The organism is Burkholderia sp. Ac-20379 (assembly GCF_017104645.1).
Taxonomy (GTDB): Bacteria; Pseudomonadota; Gammaproteobacteria; order Burkholderiales; family Burkholderiaceae; genus Burkholderia.
Map to the genome: position 1 here is coordinate 1 of NZ_JAAGPF010000237.1, position 11,478 is coordinate 11,478.

General features: G+C 71.2%; 8 protein-coding genes and 1 pseudogene. 8 read left to right on the plus strand and 1 reads right to left on the minus strand.

What is annotated here, in order from left to right:
* Both G3N92_RS24120 and G3N92_RS24125 read left to right on the plus strand, forming a co-directional pair.
* Window positions 1–222 (plus strand): annotated as a pseudogene (locus G3N92_RS24120) (aldo/keto reductase); the annotation flags it as partial.
* Between the two features lie 271 nt (window positions 223–493).
* Window positions 494–1,708 (plus strand): acyl-CoA dehydrogenase family protein, encoded by a 1,215-nt coding sequence (locus G3N92_RS24125; RefSeq protein WP_206130095.1) that lies wholly within the window; start codon window positions 494–496, stop codon window positions 1,706–1,708.
* A gap of 66 nt (window positions 1,709–1,774) precedes the next feature.
* Here the strand turns inward: G3N92_RS24125 and G3N92_RS35075 are convergent, their stop codons facing one another.
* Window positions 1,775–3,835, minus strand: coding sequence for an acyl-CoA dehydrogenase family protein (locus tag G3N92_RS35075; RefSeq protein WP_241014995.1), 2,061 nt, complete (start codon window positions 3,833–3,835; stop codon window positions 1,775–1,777).
* A gap of 506 nt (window positions 3,836–4,341) precedes the next feature.
* Between G3N92_RS35075 and G3N92_RS24135 the strand changes: the two genes are divergently transcribed.
* The 6 genes from G3N92_RS24135 to G3N92_RS24160 form a co-directional block, all read left to right on the plus strand.
* Window positions 4,342–5,418, plus strand: coding sequence for a glycosyltransferase family 1 protein (locus G3N92_RS24135; RefSeq protein WP_339385809.1), 1,077 nt, complete (start codon window positions 4,342–4,344; stop codon window positions 5,416–5,418).
* Between the two features lie 40 nt (window positions 5,419–5,458).
* On the plus strand, window positions 5,459–6,946 hold the full coding sequence (locus tag G3N92_RS24140; protein ID WP_206130097.1) for a hypothetical protein: 1,488 nt from the start codon (window positions 5,459–5,461) through the stop codon (window positions 6,944–6,946).
* A complete protein-coding gene (locus tag G3N92_RS24145) occupies window positions 6,943–8,226 on the plus strand; it encodes a polysaccharide biosynthesis C-terminal domain-containing protein (protein WP_206130098.1) in 1,284 nt (427 codons plus the stop codon). Before G3N92_RS24140 ends, G3N92_RS24145 begins: the two co-directional genes overlap by 4 nt.
* 28 nt (window positions 8,227–8,254) lie before the next feature.
* Entirely contained in the window at window positions 8,255–9,331 is a 1,077-nt protein-coding gene (locus G3N92_RS24150) for a glycosyltransferase family A protein (RefSeq protein WP_241014996.1), read from the plus strand.
* A gap of 55 nt (window positions 9,332–9,386) precedes the next feature.
* Window positions 9,387–10,319 carry a glycosyltransferase family 2 protein gene (locus G3N92_RS24155; RefSeq protein WP_206130099.1) on the plus strand — a complete coding sequence of 311 codons (933 nt, stop codon included), beginning with the start codon at window positions 9,387–9,389 and terminating at the stop codon, window positions 10,317–10,319.
* A gap of 40 nt (window positions 10,320–10,359) precedes the next feature.
* The coding region (locus G3N92_RS24160; protein ID WP_206130100.1) for a glycosyltransferase at window positions 10,360–11,478 on the plus strand (1,119 nt) is incomplete at its 3' end.

An 11,478-nucleotide genomic window follows, 5' to 3' on the forward strand; every position in this document is an offset into this window, starting at 1 on the left:
CCGCTGGCCTGGGTGCTGAACAGCCGCTACATCGCGTCGACCATCGCCGGGCCGCGCACGCTCGAACAATGGGACGACTATCTGCCGGCGCTGGCCTATCGCCTGACCGAGGCCGACGAGGCGTTCGTCGATTCGCTGGTGGCGAGCGGCCATCCGTCCACGCCGGGCTTCAACGATCCGGGCCACCCGTTCTTCGGGCGGCTGACGCGCTCGGGCGGCTGACGCCCGATGCCCGATGCGGCCCGCGCCGGCCCGCGCACCCGCGCGCGGCCAACCCGGCGCGGGCCGTTGCCGATTCCGGCATATCCATAGCTGAAATCGAACGTTCCCGCGCGGTTCGCGCATTTCTATACTTTCACGATGCGCCCTGGGCGCGCCGCCACGGCGCACCCAGGGCCACCGTTCATGGCGGCGCGCAGTGCGCGCCAAGCCGCCGCCGCTGTCGTGAACGGCCCGATCCACGATTGCATCGATTTCCACCGACCATCCTGCCATGACCGCTTCCCACACGACTGCCTCACCGCTCGCCGACGCGCTGGCGGCGCTGCCCGCGCTCGCCGCCGAACTGGGCCACGACGCCGCGCGCCGCGAGGCGAACCGCGAACTGCCGTTCGACGGCTTCAAGCTGTTCCGCGCCACGCCGCTCGGCGCGCTGCGCCTGCCGGAGGCGAGCGGCGGCCTGGGCGGCTCGCTGGTCGACCTGTTCGAGGTGGTGTCGACGCTGGCCTCGGCCGATTCGAATCTCGCGCACGCGCTGCGTATCCATTACGACTTCACCGAAGTGCTGCGGCTCGCGCCGTCCTCGCCGTTCAACGCGCTGCAGATCGACCGCGTGCTGTCGGGCGCGATCTTCGGCGGCGCGTCCACCGAGCTCGGCACGTCGCGCCCCGGCGAGATCGCCACCACGCTGACGGACGACGGCGACGGCTACCGCGTGTCGGGCACCAAGTATTACTCCACGGGCACACTGTTTTCGGACTACGCACGGATCAACGTGGTGCGCGCCAGCGACGACGCGCGCGTGTCGATCGTGGTGCCGGTGCGCCGCGAAGGCCTGCGCGTGGTGGACGACTGGGACGGCATGGGCCAGCGCATGACGGCCAGCGGCAGCCTGCTGCTCGACAACGTGCGGGTGGAGGCCAACGAGGTGATCGACCGCGGCCACACCACGCTGGTGGGCCGGCACGGCGGGGCGCTGCGCCAGCTTCACCTGGTGGCGGTGGCGGCCGGCATCGTGCGCGCGATCGCGGCCGACGCGACGCGCTACGTGATCGAGTTCGGCCGCCCGGTGATGCACAGCCCGGCGCCGTCGGCGCGCGAGGATCACTTCATTCAGCAGACGGTGGGCGAACTGAGCGCGCACAGCCACGCGATCGACGCGCTGGTGCGAGAGAACGCGCGCGCGCTCGACCGCTCGGCCGACGCGATCCAGGCCGGGGCGCCCGACGCCGAGGCGCTGGTGCTCGAAGGCGCGCTGGCCACCGCGCGCACCCAGTTGATCGTCAGCAAGCTGGCGCTGCACGCGGGCGAGCGGCTGTTCGAGGTGGGCGGCGCATCGGCCACCGCGCGCCGTCACAACCTCGACCGCCACTGGCGCAACCTGCGCACGATCTTCAGCCACAACCCGCTGCTGCACAAGGCGCGCGTGGTGGGCGACTACGCGCTGAACGGCGTGACCACGCACCTGACCGAAGGCCGGGTGTTCTGAGCGGCGCTGCTGCCGCTGCCGCTGCATGATCGAGGACGGCGCTCGCCGTCCTCTCTCCCAGGATCCCTAAGCGTTCTTCCGGGCCGCCGCCGCCAGCGCGTCGCGGCCCAGATTCGTGCGCAACACCGGCGCGGTCGGCGCGTGAATGCCGCTGCACAGCACGTTGCGCTGATGGCGTTCGAGCACGTTGGCGCGCGCGATGCCGTGATTGCCGGCCAGTTCGACGGCCAGCGCCACCGCCTGCTTCGCGTTCTCGAGCACCGTCTGCTTGAGCACCGCGCCGAGCGTGGGCGGCGCATCGCCGCTGTCGATATGGCGCGCGTGCGTGGTCATCAGCCAGTCGCTGGCGGCCAGCCAGGTTTCGATCCGGCCCACCTGTTCCTGAATCGAGGCCACGCTCGCCAGCGGCGCGCCGCCCAGGCCGCCGGGTCGCCGTTCGTTGAGGAAATCGAGCAGCCAGTCGCGCGCGGCGCGCGCCACGCCGTCGTACACGGCGCTGACGAGGCTGAAATACCAGGCCAGCGCGAGCGGGTCGCGGTTCAGGCCGAGATGCGCGGGGCGCAGGCCGGCCGCATCGTCGAGCGGGATCGCCACGTCGCTGAGCACCACGTCGTGGCTGGCCGTGGCGCGCATGCCGAGTGGATCCCACGCGTCGATCACCACCACGCCGGGCGCGGTGCGCGGCACCAGGAAATGGCCGAGGCGCGGTTCGGGCTCGTCGGTGACGGCCAGCACGTTGATCCACGACAGCAGCGGCACGCCGGTCACGTAGCGCTTGTGGCCCGACAGCCGCCAGTGCGCTCCCACGCGCCGCGCGACGGTGGCGGGCAGGCCGCCGTGCGACGGCGAGCCGAGTTCCGGCTCCACCTGGGCCGCGTTGATCAGCGCCGGCGCCACGGCGGCCTCGCGCGCCGCGCAGGCCGGCAACAGCCGGCTCGCCGCGATGCCCAGGCGAAAGCGCTGCAACTGCGCGTCGGTGCGGCAGTCGCGCCAGCCGGTTTCGATCAGGTAGTGCAGGAAGCCGGGATCGTCGTGGAGCCGGTGCAGTTGCGCGGCGGCATGCGCGAGATCGGGATCGGCCCAGGCCACCGTGCCGTACACGCCGCCTTCGTCCTGCCCGACGCGCACCGTGTGATCCACCAGCAGGCTGTTGCCCGCGTTCATGAACACCAAGTTGCCGGACCAGCCGGTGGCCACCGCGGCGAGCCCCAGGCCCATCGCTTCCAGCAGCGGCAGGCCGAAGCCTTCGGCGCGATGCAGCGAGACGAACACGTGCGCCGCGCTGAACAGCGCTTCCACCTCCTCGCGCGACAGCGTGCCGGTCAGCAGCTCGATGCGCGGGTCGCCGCCGGCGGCGGCGCGCAGCGGTTCGAGTTCGCCCGGCGCGCCGTGCAGCTTGAGCTTGACGATCAGCCGCACGTCGCGCTCGTGCGGAAACGCCGCGCGAAACGCGGCGATCGCGCCGAGCGGATTCTTGCGCGCGAGGCTCGAACGCGCGTCGGCCATCGTCAGGAACGTCAGCGGGCCTTCGTTGCGCCGCCAGCGGCGCGGCGTGCCGCGCGGATCGACCACGTGCGGCGCGACCACGACCGGCACCGCGAACACCTTGGCCAGCGCCTCGGCGGCGAACGGGCTCGGTGTCCAGACTTCGTCGACGAGCGCCGCGGCGCGTTGCCAGCCTTGCGGCGGCAGCGCCGATTCCCATGCGAAATAGCCGATCGTGCGGCCGCTCGCGAGCACCGCGCGCAGCGGCCAGGCGAGCAGCGGCAGCTCGGGGCCGCCGCAATGAAAGATGAACAGGCCGCCCGGCGTGGCCGCGATCGTGCGCCATGGCCGCTTGACCGCCGCCGTCACGTCGACGAGCTCGACCGCGTAGCCGAGCCGGCGCAGCGTCTGCGCCTGATAGCGCGCGCCGTTGACGATGCCGTTGGTCAGCGCGAACTGCGCCACGATCTTGATCGTGCCGGCGGGCGGCGCGGCCTCGCGTGCCTGCGGGCGGCGGCGCGCGCGCAGCACCGCGGCCTGCAGCGTGGCAAGGCCGGTGGCGGCGTGGCGCTTGAGGCGCGAGGAGAGCGGGGCGGCGGGTGTCGGCATCGTCGGCGGCAGGATCGTGAAGCCGTGAATCAAGCAACATGCGTGCCTTTCTCCGTCGCGAGGCGGCGCGCGTGCGCGATGCCGCATGCGGCTATTGCGACGCAATAAGCGCAATCGTTTGACGTGCCGCGCGTTGCTTGCGCCCGCACGCATCGCGCGGCCGATCGTTACGTAACGCGAGCCGGCAACGGTTACGTAACGATCGGGAACATCGGCGCGATGTGCGCGCCGTGCGCCCGGCGCGCGCCGCGAAACCCTTGCTGCGCAAGCCGTTTTGGCGCGACGCAACACGCGCGCCGCCGCGCGATGCGATTGGCACGATACCTGCTGTATAGGCAGGCCGTGTCGGCGGGCCGGGGAACGCCTGCGCAGCGGTGTCGATCGCGGAGCCGGCGCCGAACGGCCCGGCTCGTGACGGCCGACACGCAATACGAATCGAACGAGGGCGTGCGGCACGTGCCGGCCGTGCAGCCCGATCGCAACATCAAGAACGGACCAGAAACACGATGCAAACATCGAACGGGGTGCGCAGGATTTCGGTGAACGGGCGATTCCTGTTCCGCCCGGCCACGGGCGTCGATCGCTTCGCGTTCGAGATCATGCGCAGCATCGACGCGCTGATCGCCGAGCGCGATCCCTCGGTGGCCGGGCTCGATCTCGAACTGCTGGTGCCCGACGGCCCCTACGCGATCGCCAACCCGTTCGGCCGGATTCCGATGCGCACGGTGCAGGGCCGGCGCGGCCAGGCGTGGGAGCAATGGGCGCTGCCCGGCGCCGCGCGCGGCAGCCTGCTGCTGAACCTGTGCAATTCCGCGCCGCTGTTCATGCGCAACCAGATCACCGTGATCCACGACGCCGCGCCGGTGCGCGTGCCCGACAGCTACAGCCGCGCGTTCCGCTCGTGGTATCGCGTGATGGCGCCGTGCGTGGGGCGCGCGGCGCGCCGCATCGTGACGGTGTCGCGCTTCTCGCGCGGCGAGCTGATCGACGCCTACCATATCCCGGGCCGCAAGATCGGCGTGATCTCCGAGAGCGGCGAGCACATGCTGCGTCACGAGGAGGACGAAACGATCCTGTCGCGGCACGGCATCGGCGCACGGCCGTTCGTGCTCGCCGTCAGCAGTCTGAACCGCCACAAGAATTTCCGGCTCGTGATCGACGCGCTGCGCCATGTCGGCGAGGCCGAGTTCGACGTGGTGGTGGCGGGCGGCACCGATCCGGCCGTCTACGGCAGCGGCGCGGAGCCGCTGCCCGAGTACGTCAAGCACGTGGGCTTCGTGTCCGACGGCGAGCTGAAGACGCTGTTCCGCCATGCGCTGTGCTTCGTCCATCCGTCGCGCTACGAAGGCTTCGGCCTGCCGCCCGTCGAGGCGATGACGCTCGGCTGCCCGATCGTGGTGGCCGATCTGCCGGCCGTGCGCGAGGCGTGCGGCGAGGCCGCGATCTACGTGTCGCCCGACGATCCCGCCGCGCTCGCGGCGGCGCTGTTGCGCGTGTCGGGCGATCCGGCCGAGCGCGACGCGATGCGCGCGCGCGGGCTGGCCCGCGCGGCCGAACTGACCTGGCGCGCGAGCGCCGTGCAACTGCTCGCGGAGATCCGGCCGTGCGTGGCGTGAGCGCGGCGCGCGGCGGCTTCGTGCGAGCGGCGGCCTGACCATGGAGATCAGCGTATTCGGCCTGATCGTCGCCGTGCTCGGCGTGGCCAGCTTCGCGCTGCCGTTCCGCTGGGGCGTGGCGTTCATGGCCTGCTGCACGCTGTTCGGCGCGACCGAGGCGCTGTCGCTCGGCGGCACCGGCATCCTGCCGGCGAACCTGTTCCTGCTGTTCTTCGCGGGCCGCGCGCTGCTGCGCGAGGACGTGCCGGCCTTCCTGCGCGAGCTGACGCCCGCGTCGCCCGCGTTCTGGCTCGGCGTGCTGACCGTGCTGGGCTGCGCGAGCGCCGTGCTGTGGCCGCGCATCCTGCAGGGCGACAGCTTCGTGTTCGCGATCGACCGCGCCGATTCGTCGGGCGGCCGGCTCGCGCTGACGCCGCTCGCGCCCGTGTCGGGCAACCTCTCGCAATCGGTCTATCTGGTCGGCGAATTCGTGCTGTACGTGGCGGCGTCGGTGTATTTGCGCCGGCGCGACGCGAGCCGCGTGTTCGCCGACGCGATCCTCGCGCTGACCGCGCTGAACGTGATCGCCGCGCTGATCGATCTCGGCTCGGGCCTGCTCGGCCTCGACGTGCTGTCCGAGATCAAGACGGCGCAGTACGCGATCCTCGACGGCGCCGAAGTGGAAGGCCTGCGCCGCATCAGCGGCACGTTCACCGAAACCTCGGCGTTCTCGTCGTTCTCGCTGCCGCTGTTCGCGTTCTCGCTGAGCCTCTGGCTGTTCGGCTATCGGCGCGTGCTGACCGGCGCGCTCGCGTTCGCGACGCTGGCGCTGCTGGTGCTGTCCACCTCCACCACGGCCTACGCGGGCCTGGCCGGCTACCTGTTCGTGTTCGCCGCGAGCCGCAGCCAGGCGATCGACCGGGCGACCCGCGGCCGCAAGCGCCTGCTGATCGTGCTGGCCGCCGCCGGCCTGGTGCTGCTCGGCGGCGTGCTGGCCGCGATCGATTCGCCGCTGATCCAGACGGTGTCCGACCTGCTGTCGGGCGCGCTGGTCGACAAGATGAACACCGATTCGGGCATCGAGCGCAGCGCCTGGAACATGCAGTCGCTCGTCAACCTGATCGACACCAACGGCCTCGGCGTGGGCCTCGGCAGCGCGCGCGCGTCGAGCTTCCCGCTGGTGCTGCTCGGCAATCTCGGCGTGCTCGGCTTCGTGATCTACGGCGTGTTCATGCTGCGCACGACGGCGCGCACGCGCAGCCCGCTGACCACGCGCGGCGACGCCGCCGTCGGTTTCGCCGCGCGGCAGGCGATGTTCGCGAACCTGATCGGCGCGACGATTTCCGCTGCGGTGTTCGATCTCGGGCCGTGCTTCTACCTGTTCGCGGCGGTGGCGTTCGCGGCCGTCAATCGCCGCGCGCCGGCCGGCGATCGCGAACGGCGGCAGCGCGCGGCAAAGCCCGCCGGCTGGCGTGCGGCATGGCGCAAAGCGCCGCGCGCCGCCGCGTTCGAGGGCCGCGCCGCGTCCCGCAGCGGAGGCCGCCCATGAACCGCATCAAGCCGACGCTGTCGAGCTTCGAACTGCTCGCGGTCTATCTGTCCTACGTCTCGCGCTATCTGTATCCGCTGTTCCTGCTGCCGTACTACGGGCGCACGCTCGGCGCGGGCGGCTACGCGGTGATCCTGGCCGGCATGTCGCTGTCGAATTCGATCTGGCTGTTCGTCAACTACGGCTTCTCGACGGTCGGCGCGCGCGACACCGTGCATACGCAGAACGACGCCGAGCGCGCGGCCATCCTGCGCCGCCAGTTCAGCGCGCGGCTGGTGCTGTGCGTGCCGGGCGCGATCGTCGGCGCGATCGCCGTCACGCAGTCGGCGATCTTCGCGCGCGTGCCGGGCATCGGCGCGCCGGTGGTGGCGATGGGGCTGGTCGCGGCGTTCAACCTCGGCTGGTATTTCGCGAGCACCGGGCGCGCGAAGAAGAGCGTCGCGATCGAGGTGGTGGGCTTCGTGCTGTCGCTGTCGATGATCTTCTGCTTCATCCACCGGCCCGGCGATTTGAAGTTCGTGTTTCCGCTGCTGCTCGCGTCGAGCGTCGCGCAACTGGGCCTGGCCTATTGGGCCGTGCGCCGCGAATTCTCGGGGCTGCTGTCGAGCCTGCGCGACGCGCTCGGCCTGATCCGCCAATCCACCGTGATCTTCATCTACGGCGGCACCTCGGTGCTGCTGATCGGCGCGTCGACCTACGTGCTGTCGCTGCTCGCGCCGGCCGCCGAGGTGGGCGCGTTCGGCGTGGCCGAGCGGCTGATCGGCGCGGGCCTGAGCCTGATGGGGCCGGCCGCGCAGATCCTCGTGCCGAAAGTCACGTTCCTGGTGGGCCGCGACGCGCAGCGCGCCAACGTGATGGCGCGCCGCATCTTCGCGTTCTTCTTTGGCGGCGCGACGCTGGCCACGCTGGTGACGCTGTGCGCGGCCGGCTGGATCGTGCCGTTCATCTTCGGCGCGGGCTTCGCGCACGCCGTGCCGGTGCTGCAGCTGCTGGCGTTCGTGCTGCCGGTCAGCGTCTGCACCCAGGTGCTCGGCATGTACTTCCTGATCCCGCGCAAGCGCGAAGCGCTGCTCGCGCGCAGCGGCGTGATCAGCGCGCTCGTCAACCTCGCCTGCGCGGTGCCGCTCGCCACGCACTGGGGCGCGATGGGCATGGCCGTGGCGCGGCTGCTCGGCGAGCTGACGATGCTGAGCGTGCTGCTGGTGGGCGTGTGGCGCGCCGGGCTGGCGGCGGAATTCGCGGGCGTGCGGCGCTGCGCCGGCTCGCCGGCCGGCACGTGAGACAGATGAAGCACATGCGGCGCGCGCCATGATCGATAACGACATTTCGGGGGAACCGGTGAGCCTGCCTTCGGTAACGGTGGTGATCTGCAACTACAACTACGGCCGCTTCGTCGGGCAGGCCGTGGATTCCGCGCTCGCGCAAAGCGTGCCGGCCGCACGCGTGCTCGTGATCGACGACGGCTCGACCGACGATTCGGTCGAGATCGTGCGCGGCTACGGCGCGGCCGTGGACCTGCGCCGCAAGGAGAACGGCGGGCAGGTGTCGGCGTACAACGCGGCGGTGGACCTGCTCGACACCGAGATCGTGATCTTTCTCGACGCCGACGATTTTCTCTATCCCGAGGCGGTGGCCGAAGTGGCGGCCGGCTTCGTCGATCCGCAGGTGGCGAAGGTGCAATACCGGCTCGACATCTTCTCGAGCGGCGGCGTGGCCACCGGCAGCCAGATTCCGAATTCGCGCCCGCCGCGCGATTGCGGGCCGTCGCTGCGCAAGGGCTGGCTGTATCCGTCGCCGCCGGCGTCGGGCAACGCCTACCGCGTCGCGAACCTGAAGCGCATCTATCCGATCCGCGAGCCGCTGGACAGCAAGTACGGCGCCGATTTCTATGCGATCTACGGCATCGCGCTGACGGGCCAGGTGGGCGTGATCGATCACGCGCTGGGCGGCTACCGCGCGCATGCGCCGAACCAGCGCGCCGACAAGTCGCGCGACATCTCGTTCGCCAATGCCGCGAAGTGGCGCGACACGCCGCGCGAATTCCGCGAGCGCTGGCAACTGCTCTCGACGCTGGCCGCGAACCGGCTCGGCGTGGCGCTGCCGGCCGATCTGATGGATTTCTCGTACACCAAATCGGTGTTCGTCGCGGAGCTGTACGGGCGGCCGTTCGTCGCGCGCGTGCGCTGGCTCGCGCTCGGCTCGCCGCGCTATTTCCGCTCGATCGTGACGAACCCGTACTGGAACTGGCGCAAGAAGGCCGCGCTGATCGCGATCAGCCTGTGCTGCTTCGTGCCGGGGCGGCGGCTGTCCGATCACGTGCTGCGCTTCATCGCGAACCCGCTGCTGCGCGGGCGCTTCCAGGCGGGCGGCGGGCCGGCGGCGTGATGCGAGGCGCACGCATCGGATGGATGGAATCGAACGATTGGACGGGGGAGGAAACATGAAGAAATACGTGATCGTGGCGACCAAGGGGCGCGCCGACGAATGCCGCACGCTGCTGACGCTGCTCGATGCGCAGACGGCGCCGCTCGACGCGGTGTACGTGGTGGGCGCGGAGCCGTCCGACGTGGCCGGCCTGCAGGCCCACGCGCTGGCCGCGCGCACGCGGCTCGTGGTGGATCTGGCGCCCACGCCGGGGTTGACGCGTCAGCGCAATCACGGCGTCGCGCGCCTGCTCAACGAGATCGACGCGGTGGCGCCCGGCGACAACGACTGGTTCGTGGTGTTCTTCGACGACGATTACCGGCCGGCCGCCGACTGGGCCGAGCGCTGCGAGCAGGTGTTCGAGGAGGATCGCGGCATCGTCGCGCTGACCGGCCGCGTGCTGGCCGACGGCATCATGGGCGCGGGCCTGAGCGAGCAGCAGGCGAGCGCGCACCTGAGCGGCGCGCTGCCGCCGCAGCCGCACTGGGCGTCGGGCGACGCGCAGCGCGAGATGCAATCGGTGTACGGCTGCAACATGGCGATCACCGGCCGCGCGCAGCGCTCGTTCCGCTTCGACGAGAACCTGCCGCTCTATGCGTGGCAGGAGGACCGCGATTTCACCGGCGTGATCCGCCATCTCGGCAAGGTGGTGTACGACCCGCGCTGCGTGGGCGTGCATCTGGGCAGCAAGCGCGGCCGCACCTCGGGCGTGCGGATGGGCTATTCGCAGATCGCCAACCCGCTCTACCTCTATCACAAGGGCACCATGAGCCGCCGCGTGGCGCTGCGCTTCATCGCGCGCAACGTCTGCGCGAACGTGGTCAAGAGCCTGCTGCGCTTTCCGTTCATCGATTACCCGGGGCGGCTGCACGGCAACGTGATCGGTTTCTGGGATGTGGTGCGCGGCAAGATCCATCCGCTGCGCGTGCTGCATATCGGCGCGAAGTGAACGGCGCATTCGCCCCATCCCGTCTCCGGAGCCGCCTGCCATGTCCACTTACCGCGAACCGATCGATCGCGACCGCGATGCGCTCGACGCCGCTGCCGATCGCGCGGCCGTGCCCGCGCACGCCGCGCCGCTCGACACCGCCCGCGCCGGACACGCGCGCACGCTGCAGGTGTTCGCGCATCTGGCCGTCGACAAGGATGCCGAACAATGGCGGCGCAGCCGCGAAGCGGGCCGGCTGGTGGGCCTGAACGACGCGACGCCGTACGGCTATGGCCGCGCCGACGCGATGCAGTGCCGCGTGGCGTTCTCGCGCTCCGCGCCCGAGCCGGCGGTGGCGAAGTTCGTGCGCCTCGCCGTGCGCGCCGTGACCGGCTTCGACCTGATTCACGCGTGGCGCAATCGCGATGCGATCCGCGTGGCCGACGTGGTGTGGACCCACACCGAATCGCAATACCTGGCTGTGGCGGCGGTGGGCCTGCTGATCGGCAAGCGGGTGCGCGTGATCGGCCAGTCGGTGTGGCTGATCGACCGCTGGCGCGCGCTGTGGTGGCCGCACAAGCTGCTGTTCCGGCGGCTGATCGGGCGCGTCGACGTGCTGACGTTCCATTCGCCCGACAACCTCGCCATCGCGCGGCGGCTGTTTCCGGCCGCGCGCACCGAGCTGGTTCGCTTCGGCATTCCGTCCGAGCGGCGGCAGGCGCCACGTTGCGTGCCGCGCGACACGATCCGCGTGCTGGCGCTCGGCAACGACCGGCATCGCGATTGGGCCACGCTGATCGAGGCCGTGCGCAACGTCGAGGGCGTCGCGCTGACGATCCTGTCGGGCAGCGTGCCGGCCCGGCTCGCGCGCGGTGCGGTCAACGTCGATATTCGTCTGGCGCGCAACAATTCGGAGCTGGAGGCCGCGTTCGCCGAGGCGACGCTGGTGTGCGTGCCGCTGCGGCCGAACCTGCACGCGAGCGGCATCACGGTGGTGCAGGAGGCCGTGCTGTCCGGCTTGCCGGTGATCGCGAGCGACGTGGGCGGGCTGTCGGCCTATTTCACGCGCGACGAGGTGCGTTACGTGCCGGTGGGCGACGCGGCCGCGCTGCGCGCGGCGATCGTCGAGGTGGCGCGCGCGCCGGCCGCGGCGATCGCGCGCGCGATCCGCGCGCAGCGG